Consider the following 25,483-nt stretch of genomic DNA (forward strand, 5'->3'; position numbering starts at 1 on the left):
TTTAATCTTCAGAATCCCCCTCTTTCTTATCATTTTCTTCTTTTTTGGCTTCAATGCCATCTCCATCCTTCAATCGTTTGGATACGGCCAGGAATGGCCCTGAAACCACTTCATCACCCGCCTTCAGTCCGTCCACAATTTCGATTCGCTCAAAATCACTTATTCCGGTCTTCACGATAGTCTTCACGGCCTTTCCTTCAGCAACTGTAAACACTACCTCATCCAATTCCTGATCCAAGGCGGTTTCGGAACCCTCAGAGTCCTCTTCACCCTCGCTGTTGGCCTTTCGGGTGGTCACCGCTGAAAGGGGCACTGTCAATATATCTCGTTTCGTCTCCGTAATGATGTCTACACTGGCGGTCATGCCGGGTCTGAAAGGATATTTCATTCCGTTTTCCTTGATCAGATCCTGATAAGAAGAATTCAAAATCTTGATTCTCACCTCAAATTCTGTCACTGCATCGGAAGACACTTTGGTATTGGCTGAGTTGGCTATCTGTGTAACCACTCCCTTAAAGGTCTTATCCATATAGGAATAAGAATCCACATCAATGATGGCTGTGTCACCCTCTGAGATGCGTATGATGTCATTTTCATTCACATCCACCCTCACTTCCATATTGGAAAGATCCGCTATGCGAAGCATCTCCGTACCCTGCATCTGGGAGGTCCCTACTACCGTCTCGCCCTCTTCCACATCCAGCTTAGATACAATGCCACTCATCGGCGCCTCGATCTCCGTTAACCGGAGATTTTCCAGTGCCTCATTTACCGATGCCTGAGAACTCTGTACGATGTATTTCCCGGCTTCCACATTCTGAGTAGCGGATTCCAAATCCTGAAAGGCGACATTGTAATTAGCTTCTGACAGCTGAAAATCAGCATCAGAAATCACCTTCTCAGCATATAGTTTCTTTTGCCTTTCATATTCCAGCTCGGCTCGCTTGTAATTCGCCTTGGCACGTGCCTCCCTTGCTTTGGCATCCGCCAGGTTGGCTTTCTGTTGATTCAGATTGGCCCTGGTACGCTCCAATACGGACATGAAATTGTCCGGTCTGATTTTCAGAAGGAAGTCTCCTTTGGTAACAGAATCCCCTTCTTCAATGGATAGCTTAATAATCTCCCCAGGTACTTCGGGGCTGATTTTCACCTCCACTACTGGCTGTACAGAACCAGAGGCGCTTACTTTCTCTACGATGGTAGCTTTCTCCACCTTCCCAAACTCCACCTCAATGGCCTTTTTCTGTCCTACCCAACCCTGGGATTTTCCCACCATGGCAAACACGATGAGTAACACGACAATCCCAATCAGGATATATAATATCTTGTTATTTGATTTCTTCTTTTTGGCCATGGTGATTAGAATGATAAGGAGTTACCTTGATAAAAGTCTAAGATTTTTTTCTTGAAAATGAAGTCAAATTTAGCGCGAACAAGATCCGATTTGGCACGAAACAAATTATTAGACGCCACCTGATAGTCGGTGAAATTCGCAGCCCCTAAGTTATACTGGTTTTCCACAGAACGAAAAGTTTCTTCCAATGCTTCCACTTGTCTTAAAGATGCTGCATAGGTTTTGGACGCAGCAAAAGCGTCATTGTAAGCCGTTTCGATTGTTTGTCTCAGTAGGTTTTTTTGTTCCAGTACGGTGATTTCTGCCTGCTGCAAATTGATCCTTGCGTTTTGAACGCTGGATTTAGCCTGGAGGTTATTGAAAATAGGAATGGACAAATTCAAAGTGAGGGATTTACTGAAGTTTTGGTTCATCTGATCATTAAACCCTACGGTCTCCAAAGATCCGTTAGGAGAAATGGAAATCTCTTCCACAGGAGTTCCATCATTAGTTTGATAAAAAGTGGGGTTTGTGATGATGTTACCATTATTGTCTCTGTTAATGGTATAGGGGTTATCCTCATCGATATTAAACTGCTTAAAGGCGTCCGAATAGTTGGATCGGAAGCTACCGTTCAAAGAAAGTGTGGGTGCATAGCCTGATTCGGCCACCTTCACTCCCATCAGGGCACTTTGCACCTGCAGTTCGGCACTTTGTATCTCCGGCATGGACGTCATTGCGGCTTCATACACATCATCAGAAGTCACCATCAGATCAGCTTCTCCTTCCAGGGTCAGATCCGGGATGATTAGCTCAATGTCCTGGGAGGTAGATATAAGCATGGCCTGCTTCAGATTCAACATGGCGAGATCCAGGTTATTTTGAGCGGTCACCAACTGCACTTCATTGGTAGCCACCTGTGAGATCAGTTCCAGCTCGTTGGTCCGGGGCAGTGCGCCACCAGCTACCAGTTTTTTAGTACGCTCCAACTGCTCCTGGCTGGACTGTAGTTGGTATTCGGCATTTTCAAGAAGCTCCCTGTTAAAAATCACGTTCAGGTAAAACGTAACCACATTTAATGAGATGTCATTCTCAGCCTTTTCTACCGCATACTGAGAAGACTCCAGACTCATTCGGTTTTGCTTGATGGTGTTGGTAATCCTAAACCAGTTGAACAAAGTCATATTGGCGCTACCGCTCACCCCTGTAAAGTTGATCTGTTGGGTGATGAATGAGTTGGTGGTAGGATCTATAGATCTACCCCAGTTGTAGCCGTAGTTTCCTCCCACGTTAAGGCTTGGAAGCTGGCTGGCCCTGGATTGATTCAATGTGACCTGGGCAAGCTGCTCCTGGAGGTTACTTCGCCTCACAGACAGGTTATTTTCTATGGCAATGTCGATACACTGCTGAAGATCCAGCACATACAGTGAATCATTTTGGGCAAAGGCTGTAAAAGTAAAGAAGAGAATCAGTAGGGTTAGGTTCAGTTTTTTCATGAGATCATTGATCAATGTCGGGTATATAGAGGACACTCCTCACCCAGTTAAGGTTACGTAAATATTCTAAAGTGATGGGTTTTATGCCTGAGTCCATTTCAAAAACCAGACAAGCCAGATCGTTCTTTCCTTTTCTGGAAACGGTCATGGTGGCAATGTTGCAATCGTCATGCGAAAGGACATCTGAAATGAAGGCAATGCTACCTTTCTGATCGTCCGCATGTATGATCAGGGTGTGGGCACTGGCCGTGAAATTACAATCAAAGCCATTGACTTCCCTGATCCTGATCACTCCGCCTCCACGGCTCTCACCCACCACCTCGGCCTGATGGTCTTTAGAGGTAAGGTTTAGCCTTACCGTATTGGGATGCAGTGTAGAGGCATTACCTACGGATTTAAACTTGTATTCAATACCAGCCTCCTTAGCCAGGTCCAGGGCACCTTTGATGCGCTCATCATCTGTAGGAAAATCCATGAGTCCGGCCAAAATGGCCCGGTTACTCCCATGTCCTTCATATGTTCTGGCAAAAGAATTGTAGAAAGTAATAATGGCTTTGGAGGGCTTGTCTTTTAGGATTTTTCGTGCTACCCTGCCGATACGCACCACGCCAGCTGTATGCGAGCTGGACGGGCCAATCATAACAGGGCCAATCATATCAAATACACTGCTTCTTTCAGACATAACAGGAAATTAAACGATTAAAGAACGAATACGATACTTTAAAATGTCACTTATTGTAAAAAGTTGACTTAAACTGCCACCTGGGCCTTGATGTGCGGGTGTGGGTCGTAGTTTTCAAGGGTAAAATCATCTATAGTGAAAGAAAAAATATCTTTCACGCCGGGGTTTAGCTTCATTACCGGAAGCGGACGCGGGTCACGCGACAGTTGCAAGCGAGCCTGCTCCAGGTGGTTGGAGTAAAGGTGGGTATCTCCAAAAGTATGAACGAAATCACCATATTCCAGCCCACACACCTGAGCTATCATCATCGTGAAAAGTGCATAAGAGGCAATATTAAATGGCACCCCTAAAAACACATCGGCACTTCGCTGATATAGCTGGCAGGAAAGTTTGCCATCAGCTACATAAAACTGGAATAAGGTATGACACGGCGGCAATGCCATTTTTTCAATCTCGCCCACATTCCAGGCACTGATGATCATCCTCCGTGAATTGGGATTGTTCTTAATCGTCTCAATCAGGCCTGAAAGCTGATCCACAGTAGTGCCATCACTCTTGGGCCAGCTGCGCCACTGTACCCCATAAACAGGGCCCAATTCACCATCGGCATCTGCCCATTCATCCCAGATGGTCACCTTGTTATCATTCAGGTATTTAATATTAGAGTCTCCTTTGATAAACCAAAGCAACTCATGTATGATGGATCTGAGGTGAACCTTTTTGGTGGTCACAAGTGGAAAACCCTCTTGCAGATTGAACCTCATCTGATGTCCGAATATGCTCAGAGTACCTGTGCCTGTTCTGTCTCCCTTTTCCACACCGTGGTCCAGGATGTGCTGCATCAAATCGAGGTATTGTTTCATAATTAATCGTTTGTGATTGGCTACTTTCGTAAAGGATAACGCTAAATTAAGGCCTAAAAAGTAGAAACCTGAACGCTTTACTAAATAAGTACTTTGGAAATTTCAGGAGTGGTAAATTCCGCTTTTTACTGGCAGGTCTGTGGGTCATCCTCACACTTTTTTTCGCCTATCACCTCCAGTTTCTCCAGGCAGATTTCGAATTCGAGAAGTTTTTTCCTCTGGATGATCCGGACATTGCCTTTTACGAAACTCATCTAAATCATTTTGCTTACGATAACGATTACCTCCTGATCATTCTCGAAAATAATGAAGGGGTATTTGAACGAGACTTTCTTCACAAAACACAAATCCTGACGGCCGGCATAAAACAAACAGAGGGTGTCATTCAGGCTGCTTCACCTCTGGATTTCCAGCAACTCATCAAAGCACCTATAGGGGTGACTTCCGTTCCCTTGATTCATTTGGAAAGACCCGAGATGTACACCTCCGATAGTATCCGCATTTTTGCCCATCCAGTGTACAAAACCTTCTTTGGAGAAAACGGCCGTTCCCTGCTCATACAGGTCACTCATCAGCATTTTGCTGATCCGGCTCTGGCAGACCGTCTGGTGGACAGCCTGAATGAATTACTCACCCAAAATCATTTTGATCAGTACAGAATGGCTGGCAAGCTCATCGCTCAAAAGGCTTTCATTGGGTATATACAGAATGATTTCGTTCTTTTCCTCGCCTCAGCGCTGGTGTTGAGTTTTCTGCTTCTTGCCCTTATTTTCCGCTCTGTTAAGGTGTCGCTTATGCCCTACCTGATCAGTGTCAGTAGCCTTATTTGGTTACTTGGGTTGATGGCTATGCTCGGACAGACCATTTCCATCCTGGGTTCGCTCATTCCTCCGGTGATTCTTTTTGTATCCACCTCTGATGCCATTCACCTCATCAACGCCTTCAGGTCCGATGAACAGGGAGATTTTATCAACAGGCTAAAGACTGCCGTCCATAAGGTGCTGGCACCTACTTTTCTTACCTCTGTGACCACTGCCATAGGTTTCGTTAGCCTGGTGACTATCGACACTGAACCGATCCGCTTTCTGGGCATTTTTTGTGGAATTGGCATCATGCTCTCTTTTATCATCACCTTCGCTTTTGGGCCATTGCTCATTCATCAGAGCTATCCACCGCGCAAGCCTGCCATAGGCACAAAATTTCTGGCTATTTGGGTGATTCGACATTCTAAAGTCATTTTTATTGGCGCTACGCTCCTTGTGATTTTATCAGGTACAGGTCTTTACTACCTAAAAACTGATGCCCGCCTGCTCGATGACCTTCCCGAAGGTTCAGAAGTCCGTCAGGACTTCACATTTGTGGACGACCACTATGGAGGATCCAAGCCCTGGGAAATGGCCTACTGGCCTAAAAATCCTGAACAAGACATTTGGGATGAAGCGGTCATGCGGGAAGCTGATAAGATTCATCAGTACTTGCTAAAGGAGTACCCCATGGAGCGGGTTTGGTCACCGGTGACCTTTGCCATGTACGGGCAGCAAATGATCAGTGGTGGGGGTTCGGAAACATTTGAGATGCCAGACACGCAGAATTACTACCAAGCCATTCGAACCATACGTCCTTATACTCGAAAATCAGAAGTACCGGACCTGATCAGTAGAGAAGACCACTATGCCCGGTTTGCGGGATTCATTCCAGAATTTGGATCCCTGGAGACCATCCGGAAAGACCAAAAACTGCTCACATACCTTCATTCACATATTGACCATGACGTAATCGGGTACAGGCTCACTGGCACCACTTACCTAATTGATAAGAGCCACGAACTGCTCTCCTTCAACCTGATGCGTGGACTTCTGATTGCCATTTCAGTCATTTCCTTAATTCTTGGAATTTATTTTCGTTCGCTTAAAATCCTGTTGATCAGCCTTATTCCCAATATCATACCCCTTTTAGCCACGGCCGGGTATATGGGACTTACAGGAATTTCGTTAAAACTCACAACCTCCATTATATTTGCTGTTGCATTTGGTATAGCAGTAGATGACACCATTCATTTTATCTCGGTGTACCGAAGGCAAAAAGCTAGAAATAGGATTTACAGAATGATCAATACTTTTCAGACTGCTGGTAAGGCCATGAGTATTACCACCCTGATAATTGTTTCGGGTTTCGTTTTATTCCTTTTTTCCTCATTTGGAGCTACTTATTACCTGGGCTTGTTTTTGTCCTTGTCCCTGACAATAGCCCTGATCATCGATCTTACCCTACTTCCACTACTCCTTCATTTTACAGAAAACAAGAACAGTTTATAGTTGTTAACATTACAATGAATAAAGGATTAAAAATAGGCGATGACATTCCTGAAGTAACCCTCAAAGACCAGGAAGGCCATCTGATTGATTTAACCGCGTTCAAAGGGAAGCATTCTCTTGTGGTATATTTCTATCCAAAGGACGATACTCCCGGGTGCACCCTGGAAGCTTGTAGTTTTAGAGACAGTTATGATGAGTTCGAAGAAGCCGGTGCCAAGGTGATCGGTATCTCAGGGGATTCTGTGGGTTCTCACAGCCGTTTTGCCTCCCGTCATGGCCTCAATTTCATGCTTTTGAGTGACATCAACAGGGTGGCTGAAAAAGAATTCGGAGTGCCGAGAAATCTGCTGGGATTACTGCCTGGTCGGGTGACTTATGTCTTTAACAAAGAGGGCAAGTTGGTATCCACCTTTAGTTCGGCCGTAAAAACCACCAGGCACATCAAGGAATCCCTTAAGGCTTTATCCGCCTGTCAATGAAGCAACTGGCTTATGAGCCAGTTGGCCCACCTTTTCCCTGACCCGTTCTACCACTTCTGCACTTCCATCGCAGGTGATGGGATCAGCTACACTCACTACCATCTGAGTACTACTCCATTTGCCCCAGGTAAAAGTCTTTCCGGTTTGCCTGATGCCTATGGGGAGTATCGGGACATTCGCCTCTTTGGATAAAATAAACGGTCCTTTTTTGAAGGGGGCAATCTGATGCTCAAAAGTTCGTGTGCCCTCCGGAAACATCAAGACTGACTTGCCCTGATTGATCAATCTAGCTGAGCGTTTCAGGCTTTCCATAGATTTCTTTCGGTTGGACCGGTCAATGAATATCATGCCCGTGGCCATCATGTACCACCCAAGAAATGGAATAATTCTCAACTCCTTTTTGGCAACAAAATACAGGTTGGTGGGAATCGCACGGAACAGAATAGGAATGTCCAGATATGACTGGTGATTGCAAACAAACACGTAAGGTTTGTCTGACTCAATCACTTCCATCCCACCCTTTTCTATTCGGATGCGAAAGGCCCACAAAATACCCGGAGCCCAGCAGCTTCGAGCCATTGCCACCGGTATGGCCGTGCGAAATGTGAAAAGATATATGATGAGCGACAGGCTAATCCAAAAAACACTCCAAATCGCACAAAAGAAAACTCTTAAAAATACCAGCATTCAATTCATAAAATTCCTCCCCAAAGCTAAACACTCTCCAATAAAATGGTATCCACTTAAAAGCTTTGATTTAATACTCGTTTTTCAGGGCATCGTTTAACTTTGCGCACTTTATAAAAAGCGAGAATCGATGGCCGAATACAAACACCTGGAAGTAGAGAAAAAATGGCAACAATACTGGCAGGAAAACAAGATCTATGAAGTAAGCATAGATCCTTCCAAGCCCAAATATTACATACTGGACATGTTTCCCTACCCTTCAGGTGCCGGACTACACGTGGGTCATCCTCTTGGCTATATCGCTACAGACATTATTTCGCGCTTCAAAAGGCTCAAGGGGCACAATGTCCTTCACCCTATGGGGTTTGATGCTTTTGGGCTTCCGGCTGAGCAGTATGCCATTCAAACTGGCCAGCATCCTGCCATTACCACAGAAACGAACATTGGCCGCTATAAAGAGCAGCTCACCAATCTGGGCTTTAGCTATGACTGGTCGCGTGAAGTACGTACTTCCGAACCGTCCTACTATAAATGGACACAGTGGATATTCAAACAGCTATTTAATAGCTGGTATAACAAAGACTCAGATAAGGCTGAGCACATCGACACCTTGATTGCGTCTTTCACAAAAACTGGAAACCACTCAATCAATGCTGTGTGTGATGATGACGTGCCTGCCTTCTCATCTGCTGACTGGAATAGCTGGTCAGAAGAAGCACAACAAAGAATGTTGCTCAAGTACCGACTGACCTACATCGCAGAGACCACTGTCAACTGGTGTCCAGCTTTGGGTACTGTCCTTTCTAATGATGAAGTAAAAGACGGGTTTTCTGAACGAGGTGGCCACCCTGTGGTGAAAAAGAGCATGGCGCAGTGGAGCATGCGCATCACCGCATATGCTGACAGGCTCATCACCGGACTGGATAAAATAGACTGGCCGGAACCCATCAAAGACATGCAGCGCAACTGGATCGGCAAATCCTATGGTGCTGAAGTGGATTTTGCCATTGAGAATTCTGACAAAAAGATCCGGGTTTTCACCACAAGGATCGATACCATCTATGGGGTGAGCTTCATGGTGGTGGCACCCGAAGCTGAAATCGTGCAATACCTGACCACTCCTGAACAAAAACAAGTGGTAGAAGATTACATTGCTGTGGCCAAAAACCGCTCTGAGCGTGAGCGAATGAGTGATGTAAAAACTGTTTCGGGTGTTTTCACCGGTAGCTATGTCCTTCATCCGTTCAGCGGCGAAAAAATCCCCGTATGGATTGCCGACTATGTACTGGCCGGATACGGCACCGGAGCAGTGATGGCCGTACCTAGCGGAGATCAGCGGGATTTTGACTTTGCCAAACACTTTGACTTGCCAATAGTGCAAATCATAGATTCACAAAAAATTACCGATACGGAAGCCGATGCCACCAAAGAGGGCAGGATGATTAACTCCGGTATTCTGGATGGACTTACTCCACCAGAGGCTATTGATAAGGCCATTGCAGAGGTGGAGCAAAAGGGAATTGGGGTGAGAAAAGTGAACTACCGCTTACGTGACGCCATCTTTGGTCGCCAGCGCTACTGGGGTGAGCCTATTCCGGTGCACTTCAAAAATGGCATCCCCTATCTGCTGGAAGACAATGAACTCCCATTGAACCTACCGGAAGTAGACAAATACCTACCCACAGAAGATGGTGCACCACCTTTGGGCCGGGCTGACAACTGGCAATACAAAGACGGTACGCCCTATGAACTAACCACCATGCCTGGCTGGGCCGGATCGAGCTGGTATTTTTTCCGTTACATGGATCCTGACAATGACCAGGAATTTGCATCTGAAAAAGCACTGGACTACTGGCAGCAGGTGGACTTCTACATGGGCGGTAGTGAGCACGCTACCGGGCACCTCCTTTACTCACGCTTCTGGACAAAGTTTCTTTACGACATGGGCTTCATCAAGGTGGATGAATATGCCAAAAAGCTGGTGAACCAGGGAATGATTCAGGGTCGGTCAAACTTCGTATACCGGGTAAAGAACGAGAACAAATATGTATCCTTTGGATTGAGAAAGGAATTTGACACCTATCCGGTGCATGTGGATGTCAACATTGTAAAAGATGACATCCTGGATATGGAGGCGTTTAAGTCTTTCAGACCGGATGCCGAAGACGCAGAATTTGTGTTGGAAAATGGAAAATACATTTGCGGATGGGAAGTGGAAAAGATGTCCAAATCCAAGTATAATGTAGTCAACCCGGACGATCTGGTAGAGAAATACGGTGCGGATACCCTCAGAATGTATGAGATGTTTCTGGGTCCCATCGAGCAGAGTAAGCCCTGGAATACCAATGGCATTGAAGGGGTTTACAAATTTTTGAGAAAATTCTGGACTCTTTTCCATAACAACCGCGAGGATGAGTTTGTAGTCTCGGATGAGCCTGCCTCTAAAGAAGAGCTGAAGATACTTCATGGACTGCTGAAGAAAATAGAGGACGACATTGAGCGGCTTTCGCTCAATACCTCAGTGAGTAATTTCATGATTGCTGTGAACGAGCTGGGAGCTCTTAGCTGCAATAAGCGAGCTATCCTGGAACCTATGGTCATTACCCTGGCTCCTTTTGCTCCACACCTCTCTGAGGAACTTTGGAGTTTATTGGGACATAATGAGACCATTTTCAATGCTTCCTTCCCCGTTTTTGATCCGACCCATCTGGTGGAAGACAGTTTTGAGTATCCCATTATGGTCAACGGGAAAATGCGTGCCAAAATCCAGCTGGGTGCTGACCTGTCCAAAGAAGAGATTGAATCACAGGCCCTGGCTCACCCTAATGTACAGAAATGGACCGAAGGCAAGCCACCTAAAAAGGTGATTGTGGTGCCTAAAAAGATTGTGAATGTGGTGGTTTAATCCTGGCACTGTTTCTGTAAAAGGACTCTTCATGAACAAAGTAACCACAGTAGTCATATTGCTGCTCCTGGCGGCCTGTACACGTCCGGAAGAGGCTCCGCAGTTTCGGGGAATCGAAAACATAGCAATTTCCAAGATCACTGGCACCAATGCAGTACTGAAGGCCGAGGCTATCTTCTTTAATCCAAATGACGTCAAAATGAAGCTTCGCAAGGTAGACATAGACATATCACTGGAAGGAAAAAAGATCGGAGTTATCAACCAGGAATTTACGACCAGAGTACCTGCGTTATCAGAGTTCCGGGTGCCATTAAACGCCAGCTTTGACATGACGGAAATCGGGCTACTGAATGGAATCATCAGCATTCTGGGAGGAAAGAAAGTAGCTGTCCATTATAAGGGTTTTGTGAAAGTCTCCGTTCACGGTTACCCGGCCACAGTTCCCATCGATTTTGAAGAAGAAGTAAGAATGTAAGAACCCATTTTCGGGGAGGTTAGCACCAATAAATACGGAGACAAAAATCCCTAAAACGTGGTATTGAACTGGATTTGGCTTTTGTCTAGCTTTATGGAATAATTTAGCACAAAAATGAAACGCCTTATCTCCACCGCCCTGATTCTTTTGATTTCCAGTGTGTTTGTATTACTGGGATTTAAGAAATTCCGTCCTTCGGCACAGAAGCCCTCCTCGAAACTTTTCGTATGATCTGACTCAAACCGTCAGTTCGATGATGTTTCCTTCAGGATCCAGTATGACACTTTCGTAGTAACCATCACCTGTGGTGCGTGGTTCGCTATGAACGGTAATGCCGGCACTTCTGAATCGCTCCGTGTATTCATCCACAGCCTCTTTGCTTCCCAAGCTTAGGGCCATATGCGCCCACCCCAATTGAGTCGAAGTACCCTTTTGATAATGATCAGGCTGCTGCATCAGTTCTATACGGGTATCTCCATCTGCAAAAGTCAAGAAGTAAGATTTGAAATTCTTTTTGGGGTTGTGATAAAGATTGGAGGCGATCGCTCCAAAGTATTTCACATAAAATGATTTGATAGCTTCCAGGTCACTAACCCAGATAGCCAGGTGTTCTATTTTCATCTTTAAAATCCAGAATTGGGGTCTTCTTTAATGGCGTCATCCAATGGGGGCTCTACTTCCGCTTCTTCCACAACAGGATCTGATTTGGTCTTTTTACCTTTGAACAGCCCTTTAAAAAAGCCACCTGAGGCAACTGAATCAGCAGGATTGTCGGCCAGAGGCTCAGAAACTTCCTCCTGTATAGGTACCCGCGTATACAGATACTGTCCAAAATGTTTGTTGTAATAAGCCTGCTCCACATTCAAGGCCTTGTCATTTGGATCATACCTGTAGAGGTATTTGAGCTCCGTTTTAGGCTTGGCAGGTTCCACAATCGCCAATGTAGGGATATCGAGGGTATCTTCCTCAGAAGAAACGATGGCAGCCGTAGAATCCATCACCACAGCCGCTGAATCAGAAAAATCACTGGCAACAAACTCACCAACATCCTCCACTACCGGAGGCTCCTCTATAGGCTCAGGTGCCAGGATATTCTCCTTGGGAGCCGTCCTGAGTTCATAGTTTTTAAGCCAATAGGGCTCATATTTCACCATTCCGAATTTTGTCTTCTTCACCTCATCCGGTATCACCACATAGGGTTCTACATAGGCAAAATAGTCTATGCCTTTACCGACAGACGCCACTACTGCTCCAACGCTATCCAATGTGACAGGTTTCTGATCCGCCAGGTATTTCAGTCGCGCATCTTTGTCGATTTTCCAGAGGTAGGAATAATAGGCCATGCGCACAGAATCATCCAGAATATATGTGCTCTGAAAAGCCGGACAAATGATCTTGTCACGACAGGAAGCCAGGCATAAGATGATGATAATAAGAGCGGAAAGTTGCCTCATAAATATGGCGATCGGCGAATACAACCCCTAAAATAGGATTATTTTAATTATGGTAAAAGTTTAGAGGGCAGAAAGAAAGTGATTCAATATCACTCATCCAAGATTTCCAACGCATATGGAAGAATCATTTCTACCCATGCCGCATACATTTCTCCCGACGGATGGAGGCCATCCTCAGCCACATATTCGGGTTTGGTGGCGGCTTCTCTTGATATCGGCGTGATATTAAAAAATCTCACTCCGTAAGCATCTGAAAAGCCTCTGGCCATGTTGTTGTAATCATCTATTTCACGAGCGATTTTGGCACGATCACTATTAGCGGCAAAGGGCGTGACTCCATAGTCAGGGATGCTCACCACAATCACCCTGCTCTTATCTCCGCCAGCAAAGGCAATGGCCTGCTGTAACAACGACTCAAACTCAGTCCGGTAAATGGATATGCTGTATCCGCGATATTGATTATTCACACCAATGAGTAACGACACCCAATCGTACGGTGCCTTTATTTCCGAGTTATTAATGTCATTCTGAAGCTCCGCTGTGGTCCAGCCAGTCCGGGCAATGATTTCCGGACCATTCATATCCACCCCACCTTCCCGGAGCCGGGTAACCAACTGTACCGGCCATCTTTTGGCTGTTTCCACGCTTTCTCCAATGGTGTATGAGTCGCCCAGGGCGAGAAAACTTATGCTTCCATTTATCATAGTGGTGTCCTCGTTGTTTTCTTCATTTTCAGAACTTTCCTCGTTCTCTGGCTCAGAACTGTCACCCACAGGTGTTTGATCCTCTGTGTTCCCCTTGTTTTCAGGGCGTGCATCGTCTGCCTCCATACAGGAAAGAGGGAAAATCAAGCAAAGCAAATAAATTAACCTCATAGGTTCTTCAAATCTTCTTTCAATTTCGCCGGTAGGCCGGAAACTACCAGATCATATGAATCATCCACCCACTCACGAATTTGTTGGTCAGAAAGCATCCCAACCGTCATCACCGTATTCCAGTGCTTCTTGTTCATGTGATAACCAGGCAATACATCCTCAAACTCCTCTCTTAACCTAACGGCTTTTTCAGGATCACATTTCAGATTAACACTGACAAAATCTTCCACATTGGCCAGAGCGAACATTTTGCCCATCACTTTAAACACCAATGTATCGGCATCAAAAGGGAACTCCTCGGTGACTCCAGGCTTGGCAATACAGTGATTTCTCAGGTCTTCGATGTTCATGGATTGAAGGATATACGATGTACAGACTATGACCGGATGATGTACCGTACGATGATGACGATCACGCAGATCAAAAACATGATCATGGAAATCTTATTTACTCCATGCATCATCTTGATGCTGGTATTGGAAGGCCTCGTAGGATCCTTCTTCCTAAAAAAGTAGGTTAGCACTTCTTTGAAATTGAAATAGTAACCAACATCCTGTTTTTCCTCGTTCTGCTTTTGTGCTTCTGACATGACCTTATATTGAAATCGTTACAGGACAGCCTGTGGCTCTGTCCATTTGCCATCTTCCTTGATTAACTCTATTAGTTCATCCAGGGCATGCGCGGAAGGCACCCCCCGTTTCATTACTTCTTTGCCTTTATAGAGTGTGATCTTTCCCTTACCAGACCCTACATAGCCATAATCTGCATCGGCCATTTCTCCCGGGCCGTTTACTATGCATCCCATGATTCCGATTTTCACACCCTTCAGGTGATCCGTTCGCTTCCTGATCATGGCTGTGGTCTCCTGCAAGTCAAACAAAGTACGCCCGCATGAAGGGCAGGAAATATACTCTGTCTTGGTGATCCTGGTTCGGGCAGCCTGCAAAATCCCAAATACGGTACTATTGTAAAGTTTCGCTTTCGCAAGTTTTTCATTCCTGTCTCCTTTTACCTGCGCCATACTCAATAGTGCTCCATCACCAAAACCATCTATAAGCAAACCACCAATGTCTGTAGCAGGATACATCATCATGGCGTCAGGGTCAAGGTCTGGAAAAGAGCGTTCAATAACCACTGGTATACTCACTCCGGCATTCACCAGACCAACGAATGATTGACGCAAATCTGCATAAGCATGGGGATTATTTGTTTTAAGGATCAACACAGCGTTAGGCATGTGCCTGATCTTTTCAACGACCGATGGAGTGAGATCGTCGGTTGATAGTTGTATAAAAAATAACTTTGATTGAATAGGTTTATCTATCTGATTTACAGTTATTAATGGAAATTTATTATTATCCGAATTGATAGTCAACCATGTTTCATAATCAAGTATCTCTTTAAGTCCATTGGGTAACATAAAGCTGATGGGCCGGGTGCCACTGTAGATGTAATCACACCCCAGATCATTCATTGTCCACTTGTCCAGTTCCGGCAGGTAGAAGTGTCCGATGGCTTTAAGGTCCTTCATGTCTACGACCTCCATATCAGAAAAATCAGCGATCACCCTGGGCACATTTCCTGCACCAAAATTTTCTACCTCATCGGTCAGGCGTTTCTGATATTCATAGGGATAGTAAGCGCTAAAATCACGATTAGTAATTGGAGCATGTCCCAGCCTCCCGGTCAACCGGTCTACCAGGATTTGTCCTACCGGAGCCTCTACCTCCGGTGCCTCGGTGAGTGAGACGCGCACAGTATCTCCCAGTCCATCCTCCAGAAGCACACCTATTCCAAGGGCACTCTTGATTCGGCCATCTTCTGCTTCGCCTGCTTCCGTCACACCAAGGTGCAATGGATAGGGCTGCAACCCTTCCTCATCAAGTTTCTGAACGAGCAGTCTATAAGCCTGCACCATGACCTGCGGATTACTGGACTTCATCGAGATCACAATATCGAAGTATTCCAACTCTTCGCAGATTCGGATAAACTCCAACGCCGACTCTACCATACCTAGTGGGGTATCGCCATATCGACTCATGATTCTGTCAGACAGTGAACCATGATTGGTACCTATCCGCATAGCGGTGCCATATTCTTTGCAGATTTCCACCAATGGCGTGAACTTTTCGCGAATGCGCTCCAGCTCAGCATTGTAAGTTTCATCGGTATACTCTATTTCTTCAAATCGCTTCTTATCGGCATAGTTTCCCGGATTCACCCGAACCTTTTCCACGATAGTCGCAGCAAGTTCTGCGGCATTGGGAGTGAAATGAATGTCCGCCACCAGCGGCACAAAACATCCTCTTTTGCTCAACTCACTCTTTATTTCTCTGAGGTTTTCAGCCTCCTTGATACTAGGTGCTGTGATTCGCACATATTCGCACCCACTCTCCACCATCCGCAGTACCTGCTCCACAGACCCCTGAGTGTCCATGGTATCTACTGTGGTCATAGACTGAACCCTGATGGGGTTATCTCCCCCCATAGGCACATCCCCGATGTATACCTCACGGGTCTTTCTCCTTTTGTATTGAGTCAGGCTATCGCAAAAATTGACCTTTCCGGTCAGGAGCTCATCGGCAGGATTCATAAAATAGTATTTATGGTCTAAACACCATACAAAGATAAAAGTTGCGAGATCATAAATCTCCTAATTGTGGCCTGATTACCAGATCTTCTACCACTGTGCGATCACTAAGCTGGTAAGTGGTAAAAATCAACTCTGCCACATCTTCAGGTTTCATAAAGCGATCCTCTGGCAGGTCTACCCCTTCCCAGCTGGCAGTAAAGGTAGCTCCCGGCATGACTGAGGTCACTCTGATCTGATCTGCTTTCAATTCCTCTCGTAGTACCTTACTCATCCCATACATCGCAAACTTGGAGATGCAGTAAGATCCACCATTGGTGTAAGCCGTAATACTGGCTGTAGAACAAATATTGAAGATGTGCCCTTTCTTCCTCTTTTTCATTTCTGGAATCAGTCCTCTACTGAGGCGATACGCACTGTAAAGATTAGTTTCAATTTGTGACTCCAACACTCCCTCTTCTTCTGTGTGTACCTGGCCGGGCACAAATTTGCCTGCATTATTAACCAAAATTACCACAGGCTTGCCAGCCAATCGAATAAACTCAATGAAGTCATTAACCTGTGCTTTTTTAGACACATCTGCAGTGTGAATCAGCACTTTGTTTCCGTACTTCCCTTCCACGGTCTTTTTCAAATCATCCAGATCGGCCTCATTTCTGGCGCAGGTGGCAATGGTATAGCCGGCTTCAGAAAATTTTTCAATGATGGCCCGGCCTATACCTTTGGTGCCGCCAGTTACCACTACTATTTTATCTTTCAGGTCACTCATAATTCTATAAAGCAACCAAAAACCACATTGTTATTAAAGAAAACAAAATCTTCATTTTGTGCTTTACTTGCCTAAACGGTTTGTGTTTGCTTCGTTCTTATTAATTTCGGCAAAGCTAACACATCTGACGCAAGAGAATACTTCATGAAATCACTGGGTAAATTTTTGATTTTTGCTGGTCAGCTTTTCGTAAGACGCGAAAATTTTTCCACCTATGTTACACTGACCATTGATGAGTGCATCAAGGTGGGTTATAATTCTCTTTTTATTGTCACCATCGTCTCTGTATTTATGGGTGCGGTTACCACCATCCAGACCGCATACAATCTGGTGAGTCCTTTCATTCCTGATTATGTAATCTCTCTTGTGGTGCGGGACATGACTGTTCTGGAGCTGGCCCCTACCATCATGGCCATCGTGTACGCGGGGAAGGTAGGCTCCAACATAGCCGGCGAACTGGGAACCATGCGGATCACAGAGCAAATCGATGCGCTGGAAGTGATGGGTATCAACTCTACCTCTTATCTGGTGCTTCCCAAAATCATCGCTTCGATGCTGATGTATCCTATGCTGGTGGTACTGTCGGCATTTTTATCCATCTATGGTGGGTACCTGACCAGTCTGGCTACGGGCATCATCTCTGGTCATGACTACATCTATGGTATCCGATATGATTTTATTGAATTTAATATCGCGTTTGCCCTCATTAAGGCATTTGTGTTTGCTTTTCTGGTAGCAGCCATTTCAGCCTACAAGGGATACTTCACCTCAGGCGGAGCCCTGGAAGTAGGCCAATCCTCCACTGCGGCCGTTACCAATAGCTGTATTGCCATTTTGCTTGCAGATTATCTTCTTGCTCAACTACTACTCGGATGATCGAAATCAACAACATAAAGAAGTCATTTCAGGGCAAAGAAATCCTAAAGGGTATCAATGGTACATTTGAGCCTGGAAAATGCAACCTGATTATAGGTTCCAGTGGGACTGGAAAAAGTGTGCTCCTGAAGTGTATTGTGGGGCTGTTTAAACCAGACGAAGGAGACGTGCTATATGATGGACGTGACTTTTCTCACGGAGACAAAGAAGCCCAGACGGAAATAAGGAGAGAAATTGGAATGCTTTTTCAGGGCAGTGCGCTGTTTGATAGCAAAAATGTGGAGCAGAACGTCATGTTCCCGCTCAATGTGCTCACAGACATGGGCAAGGAAGAAAAGCTCGACCGTGTCAACTTCTGCCTGCAGCGTGTAGGCCTGGAGAATGTGAACACAAAAATGCCATCTGAGATCAGCGGAGGTATGAAAAAACGTGTGGGCATAGCACGTGCCATCGTCAATCAACCGAATTATCTCTTTTGCGATGAGCCCAACTCCGGACTAGACCCTCAGACGAGCATGGTCATTGATGAACTCATTGATGAAATCACACAGGAGTATCAAATGACCACCACCATCGTCACTCATGACATGAACTCGGTGATAGAAATTGGTCAGAAAGTAATGTACCTGTACCAGGGTGAAAAGCTATGGGACGGTACCAACAAAGACATCACCCACTCTGGCGTGAAGGAATTGGACGACTTTGTCTTTGCCAACAGAATGATGAAGGAGTTCAGATAGCACTTCGGCATCCTCAAAAACCACTAGTTTTATACAATGAAGGAATGGATGGACTGGCCCTGGCCCCAAATGTTACTTGCCTGTACGGTGGTTCATGGCGTGATGGCAGCCCTTCTTCTGTTATTCAATAAGTTTCCGGCCAGTCAGTTTCTCGCAAGACTACTCATCTTCTTGCTCATTTTTCTGGTGAGCCGCCTCGCTACTTCCTATCTTTTCCTTGATCAGCTTGCCCTTGCTTCAGTTGCGATCAGCCTTTTCCTCTACACGAGATCTTTTTTTACCCAAAAAACCCGCTACAACAATAAGCACCTGCTAACACTGATGATCCCTGCTTTCTTCTCTTTGCTTTCGGGATTGGAAATCAATTTTGAATACACCAGGGTCTTACAAGATGTCAGCTTAATCATCATAGTCGTGATCTACCTAATAGCTACCCTCAGGACTGCACAGAGCGAAGGAAACCAGCGCGGTATCTATTGGTTTCAAAATCCAGGAAGCCGTCTCGTTTGGTTTAGAAACTTCCTGATTTTTTCAGTAATCCTCATTGCCACCTGGCTCACAACTATTAAAAGCGTCAGTGTATGGGAAATCTCTCTAGGCGTACTGACCTTCTGCTACTTCATTTATTTTCAGATTTTCAGAGAATCAACTTTCCTTTCGCCCATTCCTTTGGGAAATAAGTACCAAAAATCAACGCTTACTCCCGGACAAAAAGCTGCCATCCTGGAGCGCCTGGATGACCTGCTGATGAAAGATAAATTTTACCTTCAAAGCACCATATCTCTGAGTCAGCTGGCCGATCAGCTACATACCAACACCCACCACCTTTCTCAGGTTATCAATGAGACCAAAAACACTTCCTTTCAGGAGCTCATCAGTCTGTACAGAGTCCGGGAAGCTAAGCTGCTGCTGAAATCGCCAGACCAGCAGCAAACCAAAATTGAGAACATTGCCGCCATGGTGGGGTACAACTCCAAGTCCGCCTTTAACACGGCTTTTAAGAAATACACAGGCCTCACACCATCTGAATTTAAGGAAGCCAAAGGTGTTCGATCTTATCGGGAAGAACGTCTGCCCGGCCAGAAAAGACCATTCTATCGATACTTAGACGTTAGTTCGTACCATGTTTTACCAAACCTCAAAACAAACATGGTTAGCAACTTCTTGAAAATCTTCTATCGCAGAATGGTGAGAAACAAAGTGTTTTCAGCCATCAATCTCTTTGGCCTCACTGTAGGGTTTTCCTGCAGCATCCTGATCTACTTATTCATCGCCGACCAACTCTCCTACGATAAGGAGTTAAAGGACAGCGAACGAATCTACCGCATTGCCTGGTTGAACGAAAACCCTCAGACACGCACCCCACACCCAATGGCTCAGGGGATGGCCAGAGACCTGCCCGAGGTGGAAGCGGCTACTAGTCTTTCACCCTGGAATGGTGTAGGGCAAATCAATGAGACTGTGAAAGTAGAAAATGTGGAACAGGAAATTCTGTTTCAGGAGCCTGATTTCTTTTTTGTGGACTCCACTTTTCTGGATGTATTCTCATTAGAAGTCCTTGCTGGCGACAAAGACGCCCTTAGGAAACCATGGAGCCTCGTCATCACAGACAAGATGGCCAAAAAGTACTTTGGCGATGAAGACCCAATAGGGCGAGAGCTGAACGTAAATGACATGCCTGTGGAAATAGCAGCCGTTATCGAAGGAATGCCTGAAAAATCGCATTTTCATATTCAGGGGCTGGTTTCCTACGTAACCATCAAGAGCATTAACCCCAATAACCCCTGGTTCACCTGGGATGATTTTGGCCATTTTAATTACATCAAAATCAAGCCAGGTGTGGATCATCAGCTGTTAGAGTCCAAAATTCCCAACTGGGTACTCCCCTATCTGAATTGGCCTCAGTCCTGGAAGGAGGCGCTCATGGAGGGAAATCCCAGATTTGACCTGCAGCCTATTCAAGACATTCACCTTACCTCTCACCTGAGGTGGGAATTGGAAAACAATAGCAACATCCTGTATGTGTATATTCTTACGGGCACATTGATTTTCTTACTCCTCATCGTCTGTATCAACTATATCAACCTCACCACGGCCAAGTCGCTGGAAAGAGCCCGGGAAGTGGGTATTAAAAAAACACTCGGTGCCTTTTCAGAAAACCTTACCTTTCAGTTTTATCTGGAGTCACTCCTGTTTTGTCTAATGGCTTGGGTTCTTTCCCTCTGTCTTGCAGTGCTATGCCTGGACACCTTCAATTACCTTTCTGGTCAGGCATTTGAGCTTTCTGATATCTTCAATACCTCTTTCCTGTTAAAATCTGTTGGTTTGTGTTTAATCCTGGCCCTTTTGGCCGGTTTCTATCCTGCCTTCATGTTGTCTTCCTTTCATCCCATTCAGGTGCTCAAAGGCAAGTTCTATTCCTCTTTTCAGGGAAGACAAGTTCGAAATGGGCTGGTGGTCTTTCAGTTTTGTATTTCCAGTATTTTGATCATCTCCAGCCTGATCATCGTGAAGCAGATCAACTTTATGAAAACCACCTCCCTCGGCTTTGATCATGAGGCGGTCATTTCCATTCGCATACATCCGAGCGTGGAAATTGGTGGAATTGACCTGCGGCAGGTTGAAACCCTCAAGGAACAATTTGGTAGTATTCCCGGTGTGAGCACTACAGGTACCCTGTCTAATTTACCGGGAGGCCAGTTTAATCAGAACCCAATTTACCTGGAAGAGTCCCCCGAAAATCGGGTGGACGCCTCCGAGCTGTATGTGGACTATAGTACTGCAGAATCACTGGGCCTGAAAATGGCAATGGGGCGATACTTTGACCCTTCCTATGCAGCAGATTCGGCGGGTACAAGTTTCCTGATTAACGAAAGTGCTATGTCGGCCCTCCGTCTGGAAAATCCAATCGGAAAAAATCTGGCATGGGATAGCGATCCGGTAGCACAAAAAGGAATCATTGTGGGGGTAATCAAGGATTTCCATTACAAATCACTTCATGAGTCGATTCAACCTCTGATCATCCAGCTAAACCCCGGGTATGCCAGTCACTTACTGGTGAAAATGGATGGCCGGAACTTCCAGCAAACGCTCGAGTCTATCCAAAAAACCTATGAGCAAATAGAAAGTGAGTTGCCATTTAGCTACCGTTTTTTAGATGAGCAACTGGCCAACCTCTATTTAGCGGAAGAACGCACGTTAAGTGTTTTTTCCATTTTTGCCGGACTGGCCCTGTTCCTGGCTTGTCTTGGATTGCTCGGCCTTGCACTGGCGCTACTGAATCAAAAAGCCAAAGAAGTAAGCATACGCAAAATTATGGGCGCTACTCCCAATCACATTTTGGGGATGGTGTTTTCCCAATTCGCCCGACTCCTCGGTCTGGCACTCCTCCTTGGCCTGCCATTAGGTTATTTTCTGATGCAAAGATGGATTGGTGAGTTTTCCTATCAGGTGGCATTGGGAATGACTCCCTTTTTACTGGCATCCGGGCTCCTGCTTCTGGTGGCCCTTGGAAGTGTGAGTTTGGTGGTACTGAAAATCTCCAGGGCCAATCCTGCAGATAACCTGAGGTACGAATAGGCTTTTAAAAATAGGCGGTCACTTGTACCGATCCGGTATGGACCGCCGCACTTTCAGCTGACTTTCTTCCGAAATATTGAAGCGAAAGCTGCAACCCTTTGCCCAGTGACTGCTGCCAGTTGACATTCCACCTCTGGTTAGTGCCTGGCTGGAGTGCCTCCAGCAACTCATACCCCAGGTATGAGTTGCTTTCTCCTTCAAATTGTATTTCCAGCCAGTTAAAAGAAGCGTTCAAATTGCCCTGTCCCGATCTTACCCAGGTCACTTCCAACTTGTATTCATTGATCTGTGTATTCTCATCGCCCTCTTCCAGCCTTTGCTTGGCTCGCCTGCCATAGCCGGTGATCAGCCTGAAAGTATTCAGTGGCTGCCAGACCACTTCGCTTTCAATGGTCCTTCTCGCGAGGGTAAAATTTCTACTCTCCAGAAAATCCGAACGGATATCCGTTTCTCCGAAACCCCCACGCCCTCTTAGGGTAACCACAGCACCGAACCCTATGCGATACGCAGCCAACCAATCGTGCTTCTCTCTAATCTCAAACCCACCGCTGAGCAACGATTTGCTACTCTGCCCCGAACGGGTCACGTCCATGCCCAATCCGGGAGCATTCCTATTATAGAAAATGGTATGACGGTAGAGGTTTCTTGCGGAGACCACCTGCTCTTCATTGAGGTCAAGGGAGAATGGATCCAGCCTCGAAACCAAACCCGGAGCGGTTGTTTTAAAATCATACTTGAGATTCGTATTGAATGACACTCTTGACAAGACTGGCAAAATTCCACTTTCATCACGCCAACCCTCAGGCATTTTAGCATCCACAGTGTGCAGGTAGGTAGACTGGTAGGCATTGATGTACTCATCTGTAGGTGTGAACAATTTAATATAGGTCTTCTCATCAGGGTTAATGGCTTCATAAAATTCATTGATGTCCTGTATTCCATCTTCATTTTCGTCGCGCCAGGTATGAGTACCCTCCCCGGTGGCCACATTCAGGAAAACAAATTCCCGTTTGAGCTCACGGATGTTAGCCGTAGCAAAGGTCAGATTGCTGGTAATGTGCCTGTCCGCAAAGTGCCCTAGCCAGGACACCCTACCGAGGACATTCTCATTGGTCTCTCTGGTACCAGCCTGTTCCTTCACCCTTCTGTAGTTGAACTGAGTGCCAATTTGGTGATTGGTCAGGCTTTTTGAATTCATGGTCAACCGGTATTCCTCTGCTTTGGTATAGGGACTTATCGTTCCTTCTACAGGGAGTTGATCCTTCCTACGGATGTAGTCTGCCCTGAAGGTGGTTCTCAACGAATCCCCACTCTCCATAAAAAAGTCATGAGCATCAAAATACATCAATGTGCTAATCACTTCTTCAGTGGCCACATCGGTGGTGGTATTATGATCTAATGAAAAGTTATAGCCGGGGCGTAGTACCCAATCCATTAGTTGAATTTGCTGACTGGACCGGAACCATTCTGACTGATAGCCCGAGGGTTGATTGGTCATTAGGAAGTTACTGGACCTGACTTCCATGGGGCCAATCCTGTGACCGACGTTCAACTCTTGCTGGGTACCCGCAACAACCTGAGATCTATTTCTTAGGGTGAACGCATATTGGCCTCCATTGCGGTCATCTTTCCTTAATCCTATCTGAGCTGAAATAATCTGATCCTGGCGTGTCTTTAACGTGTCGGTGAACACATCATAACCCCAGTCTCTATCGTAATCAGCACTTCTGAATCGATCAATAAAAGTGAAATGCTTGTGATCAAACTCATAAGTCAGCTGTGCATTGACCGGGTAGCCGGGCAGAAATGAAATCTCCCGACCAGAGGATATCAAGCCCCCCTTCCAGGCAAAGCCGCTATTATCAGAGTCGTCTATGGGAGAATACAGATTCTGATCCAGGTTGGAGACTGCCAGTTCCTGATAGACCTGCTCATAAGTGCCTATTTTGGCCCGCAACCCGGAAACAAACATCCGCTTTTGGTTGGGTGTGGGAACGACCTGTATGGGGGCATAACTACCAGCACCTGTACCCACCCATTCATAGATTCGCCCATTGGAGGTAGTACTCGTAAGCATGTAGTCTCCGTTGCCCGGTCCTAGCTCGGAAAAACTAATCCTGAACACAGCCATTTCAGGGTCAGTACTTTGCTGGTAAATGGTGATCTTATTGCCTTCAGCATCGACGGTGTCCAGCTTTTGATAAAGAATGGCATTTTCAATATAAGCGGTGGAATCTACACCAGAAATACTCGAGACACCACCATTGTCGCCCGCCAGTCTCAGGTTTTGTACATCGGATTCGTTCAGGTCGAAGGCCAGGGTATTGGATGGATTGTCTTTTTCCTGATAGTAATTGAAGTACACAGAAATGTGCTCATTGCTGAGCTGCTGAGCTGCGGAAAGGTTGGTTCTGGTATAAAACTGATTAGCAAACTCATAATCCACACGAATTCTGGAAAAACGGGTGATGATGACTGCACTACTAAAGGTGACTTCCCCAAGGTTATAATCTATCACATAATCACGATCAAATCCACGCTCCAGCAACCTCCCATCCAGATAAACCCGCTCAGAATTGGCCATCACGATGATGAATCGCTCTCCATTGGCTCCTCGCAGTTTATAGGGTCCCTGCACACCTTCCTGTGGCTGTATCACCGCAGAGGTAAACTGACCTTTGGCCAGTGCCCCGGATACCTGAGAGGTGGATTTCCACTCCTTGCCCACGGAGGTGTGAGCCTTCATAGACAGCCCCTGCACATTTTTATAATACTTCAGGAAGTAACTTTCCTTCACTGGATTCTGAAGCACAATGTCTCCTGCGATAATCTCAAACTGATCATTGTATAACTTGATAAACACATTATCAAAATCTCTGATTTGCTGTGTATTGCCTTCGGGCTGATACGGAATGTTTTGATCTGTAATGACAGCACTTACTTTCAGGTCTTCGCTGAGGTTGCCTTCCATTTGAAGATTGAGTGCTGAGTTCACAAATACATTCTGGCGGTTACCGAAAGTGACCCCCCGGGTGATCGCCCCAAAGGTGCTGACTGTACCGAAAGAAAAAATCTCCTCTTCTCTGATCGGGGAAATGGCAGTACCTCTTTCTCTCAGAGCTCCTGCAGTGTATTTATTCACATCTCGGTTGAAAACCGGCTGATGGATGACCTCAGAAACCGAACGAAAACAAATCTCTACAGAGTCCTGAGAGATTGTCTGCAAAAGGGTGATGGTGCGGTGATCAGATTCCAGGCGAAATCCTACATCAGGATTGATGGAAATGCTGGCCGCTTCCACTGGCAACGTATCCAGTAAAACAGCTCCCTCAGCCAAATATGTACGGCACTTATAAGACTGGGAC

The 25,483-nt window shown here is 45.8% G+C and carries 21 protein-coding genes; 7 read left to right on the plus strand and 14 right to left on the minus strand.

Features of this window, described 5'->3' with window-relative positions; genetic code table 11:
• Position 1: 1 nt before the first annotated feature.
• From RIH33_RS02930 to RIH33_RS02950, 5 genes are all read right to left on the minus strand, one after another.
• Positions 2-1,354: an efflux RND transporter periplasmic adaptor subunit gene (locus RIH33_RS02930; protein ID WP_406653557.1), complete on the minus strand. Its 1,353-nt coding sequence runs from the start codon at positions 1,352-1,354 to the stop codon at positions 2-4.
• A gap of 5 nt (positions 1,355-1,359) precedes the next feature.
• Complete coding sequence (locus RIH33_RS02935) at positions 1,360-2,829, minus strand: TolC family protein (RefSeq protein ID WP_406653558.1); 1,470 nt, start codon at positions 2,827-2,829, stop codon at positions 1,360-1,362.
• A gap of 4 nt (positions 2,830-2,833) precedes the next feature.
• The gene (sdaAB, locus tag RIH33_RS02940; protein WP_406653560.1) at positions 2,834-3,511 is read right to left on the minus strand and encodes an L-serine ammonia-lyase, iron-sulfur-dependent subunit beta; all 678 of its coding nucleotides are present in this window, start codon (positions 3,509-3,511) and stop codon (positions 2,834-2,836) included.
• Positions 3,512-3,579: 68 nt separating this feature from the next.
• Positions 3,580-4,374, minus strand: coding sequence for a thymidylate synthase (locus RIH33_RS02945; protein ID WP_406653561.1), 795 nt, complete (start codon positions 4,372-4,374; stop codon positions 3,580-3,582).
• Positions 4,375-4,499: 125 nt separating this feature from the next.
• Positions 4,500-4,628 carry a hypothetical protein gene (locus RIH33_RS02950; RefSeq protein WP_406653562.1) on the minus strand — a complete coding sequence of 43 codons (129 nt, stop codon included), beginning with the start codon at positions 4,626-4,628 and terminating at the stop codon, positions 4,500-4,502.
• 96 nt (positions 4,629-4,724) lie between these two features.
• Between RIH33_RS02950 and RIH33_RS02955 the strand changes: the two genes are divergently transcribed.
• Positions 4,725-6,689, plus strand: coding sequence for an RND family transporter (locus RIH33_RS02955; RefSeq protein ID WP_406654032.1), 1,965 nt, complete (start codon positions 4,725-4,727; stop codon positions 6,687-6,689).
• 14 nt (positions 6,690-6,703) lie between these two features.
• Positions 6,704-7,168 (plus strand): peroxiredoxin, encoded by a 465-nt coding sequence (locus RIH33_RS02960; protein WP_406653563.1) that lies wholly within the window; start codon positions 6,704-6,706, stop codon positions 7,166-7,168.
• Here RIH33_RS02960 and RIH33_RS02965 read toward each other — a convergent pair.
• Positions 7,151-7,747, minus strand: a complete 597-nt coding sequence (locus tag RIH33_RS02965) for a lysophospholipid acyltransferase family protein (RefSeq protein ID WP_406653565.1) — start codon at positions 7,745-7,747, stop codon at positions 7,151-7,153. The two genes, RIH33_RS02960 and RIH33_RS02965, sit on opposite strands and share 18 nt — an antisense overlap.
• A 238-nt stretch (positions 7,748-7,985) precedes the next feature.
• Between RIH33_RS02965 and leuS the strand changes: the two genes are divergently transcribed.
• A complete protein-coding gene (leuS, locus tag RIH33_RS02970) occupies positions 7,986-10,760 on the plus strand; it encodes a leucine--tRNA ligase (RefSeq protein ID WP_406653566.1) in 2,775 nt (924 codons plus the stop codon).
• Complete coding sequence (locus RIH33_RS02975) at positions 10,747-11,235, plus strand: LEA type 2 family protein (protein ID WP_406653567.1); 489 nt, start codon at positions 10,747-10,749, stop codon at positions 11,233-11,235. The genes leuS and RIH33_RS02975 overlap by 14 nt, the downstream gene beginning before the upstream one ends.
• Positions 11,236-11,472: 237 nt before the next feature.
• On the opposite strand, the gene RIH33_RS02980 is transcribed toward RIH33_RS02975, so the two are convergent.
• From RIH33_RS02980 to RIH33_RS03010, 7 genes are all read right to left on the minus strand, one after another.
• A complete protein-coding gene (locus RIH33_RS02980; protein WP_406653568.1) occupies positions 11,473-11,856 on the minus strand; it encodes a VOC family protein in 384 nt (127 codons plus the stop codon).
• A gap of 2 nt (positions 11,857-11,858) precedes the next feature.
• On the minus strand, positions 11,859-12,689 hold the full coding sequence (locus RIH33_RS02985; protein ID WP_406653570.1) for a hypothetical protein: 831 nt from the start codon (positions 12,687-12,689) through the stop codon (positions 11,859-11,861).
• Between the two features lie 89 nt (positions 12,690-12,778).
• Entirely contained in the window at positions 12,779-13,519 is a 741-nt protein-coding gene (locus tag RIH33_RS02990; protein WP_406653572.1) for an SGNH/GDSL hydrolase family protein, read from the minus strand.
• 41 nt (positions 13,520-13,560) lie between these two features.
• Positions 13,561-13,914, minus strand: a complete 354-nt coding sequence (locus tag RIH33_RS02995; protein ID WP_406653573.1) for an MmcQ/YjbR family DNA-binding protein — start codon at positions 13,912-13,914, stop codon at positions 13,561-13,563.
• A 26-nt stretch (positions 13,915-13,940) separates the two neighbouring features.
• The gene (locus RIH33_RS03000) at positions 13,941-14,153 is read right to left on the minus strand and encodes a DUF6728 family protein (RefSeq protein WP_406653575.1); all 213 of its coding nucleotides are present in this window, start codon (positions 14,151-14,153) and stop codon (positions 13,941-13,943) included.
• An 18-nt stretch (positions 14,154-14,171) separates the two neighbouring features.
• Positions 14,172-16,157 carry a (E)-4-hydroxy-3-methylbut-2-enyl-diphosphate synthase gene (ispG, locus tag RIH33_RS03005; protein ID WP_406653576.1) on the minus strand — a complete coding sequence of 662 codons (1,986 nt, stop codon included), beginning with the start codon at positions 16,155-16,157 and terminating at the stop codon, positions 14,172-14,174.
• A gap of 49 nt (positions 16,158-16,206) precedes the next feature.
• Entirely contained in the window at positions 16,207-16,923 is a 717-nt protein-coding gene (locus tag RIH33_RS03010) for an SDR family oxidoreductase (protein WP_406653578.1), read from the minus strand.
• A gap of 144 nt (positions 16,924-17,067) precedes the next feature.
• On the opposite strand from RIH33_RS03010, the gene RIH33_RS03015 reads away from it, so the two are divergent.
• From RIH33_RS03015 to RIH33_RS03025, 3 genes are read left to right on the plus strand one after another with little or no spacing between them, the layout of a single operon-like run.
• Entirely contained in the window at positions 17,068-17,799 is a 732-nt protein-coding gene (locus tag RIH33_RS03015; protein ID WP_406653579.1) for an MlaE family ABC transporter permease, read from the plus strand.
• Positions 17,796-18,539: an ABC transporter ATP-binding protein gene (locus tag RIH33_RS03020; protein ID WP_406653581.1), complete on the plus strand. Its 744-nt coding sequence runs from the start codon at positions 17,796-17,798 to the stop codon at positions 18,537-18,539. The genes RIH33_RS03015 and RIH33_RS03020 overlap by 4 nt, the downstream gene beginning before the upstream one ends.
• Before the next feature lie 36 nt (positions 18,540-18,575).
• On the plus strand, positions 18,576-22,118 hold the full coding sequence (locus RIH33_RS03025; protein ID WP_406653582.1) for an FtsX-like permease family protein: 3,543 nt from the start codon (positions 18,576-18,578) through the stop codon (positions 22,116-22,118).
• 4 nt (positions 22,119-22,122) lie between these two features.
• Here RIH33_RS03025 and RIH33_RS03030 read toward each other — a convergent pair whose 3' ends face one another.
• Positions 22,123-25,455, minus strand: coding sequence for a hypothetical protein (locus RIH33_RS03030; RefSeq protein ID WP_406653584.1), 3,333 nt, complete (start codon positions 25,453-25,455; stop codon positions 22,123-22,125).
• Positions 25,456-25,483 lie beyond the last annotated feature (28 nt).

This window comes from Marinoscillum sp., assembly GCF_040222955.1.
Classification (GTDB): Bacteria; Bacteroidota; Bacteroidia; order Cytophagales; family Cyclobacteriaceae; genus Marinoscillum.

Coding starts and splice junctions, on each gene's coding strand:
- RIH33_RS02960 (WP_406653563.1), top strand. CDS start 6,704: ATGAATAAAGGATTAAAAATAGGCGATGACATTCCTGAAGTAACCCTC.
- RIH33_RS02945 (WP_406653561.1), bottom strand. CDS start 4,374: ATGAAACAATACCTCGATTTGATGCAGCACATCCTGGACCACGGTGTG.
- RIH33_RS03015 (WP_406653579.1), top strand. CDS start 17,068: ATGAAATCACTGGGTAAATTTTTGATTTTTGCTGGTCAGCTTTTCGTA.
- RIH33_RS02985 (WP_406653570.1), bottom strand. CDS start 12,689: ATGAGGCAACTTTCCGCTCTTATTATCATCATCTTATGCCTGGCTTCC.
- RIH33_RS02965 (WP_406653565.1), bottom strand. CDS start 7,747: ATGGCTCGAAGCTGCTGGGCTCCGGGTATTTTGTGGGCCTTTCGCATC.
- RIH33_RS02935 (WP_406653558.1), bottom strand. CDS start 2,829: ATGAAAAAACTGAACCTAACCCTACTGATTCTCTTCTTTACTTTTACA.
- sdaAB (WP_406653560.1), bottom strand. CDS start 3,511: ATGTCTGAAAGAAGCAGTGTATTTGATATGATTGGCCCTGTTATGATT.
- RIH33_RS03000 (WP_406653575.1), bottom strand. CDS start 14,153: ATGTCAGAAGCACAAAAGCAGAACGAGGAAAAACAGGATGTTGGTTAC.
- RIH33_RS02930 (WP_406653557.1), bottom strand. CDS start 1,354: ATGGCCAAAAAGAAGAAATCAAATAACAAGATATTATATATCCTGATT.
- RIH33_RS02995 (WP_406653573.1), bottom strand. CDS start 13,914: ATGAACATCGAAGACCTGAGAAATCACTGTATTGCCAAGCCTGGAGTC.
- RIH33_RS02990 (WP_406653572.1), bottom strand. CDS start 13,519: ATGGAGGCAGACGATGCACGCCCTGAAAACAAGGGGAACACAGAGGAT.
- RIH33_RS03010 (WP_406653578.1), bottom strand. CDS start 16,923: ATGAGTGACCTGAAAGATAAAATAGTAGTGGTAACTGGCGGCACCAAA.
- RIH33_RS03020 (WP_406653581.1), top strand. CDS start 17,796: ATGATCGAAATCAACAACATAAAGAAGTCATTTCAGGGCAAAGAAATC.
- leuS (WP_406653566.1), top strand. CDS start 7,986: ATGGCCGAATACAAACACCTGGAAGTAGAGAAAAAATGGCAACAATAC.
- RIH33_RS02975 (WP_406653567.1), top strand. CDS start 10,747: ATGTGGTGGTTTAATCCTGGCACTGTTTCTGTAAAAGGACTCTTCATG.
- RIH33_RS02950 (WP_406653562.1), bottom strand. CDS start 4,628: ATGAGTTTCGTAAAAGGCAATGTCCGGATCATCCAGAGGAAAAAACTT.
- RIH33_RS03025 (WP_406653582.1), top strand. CDS start 18,576: ATGAAGGAATGGATGGACTGGCCCTGGCCCCAAATGTTACTTGCCTGT.
- RIH33_RS02980 (WP_406653568.1), bottom strand. CDS start 11,856: ATGAAAATAGAACACCTGGCTATCTGGGTTAGTGACCTGGAAGCTATC.
- ispG (WP_406653576.1), bottom strand. CDS start 16,157: ATGAATCCTGCCGATGAGCTCCTGACCGGAAAGGTCAATTTTTGCGAT.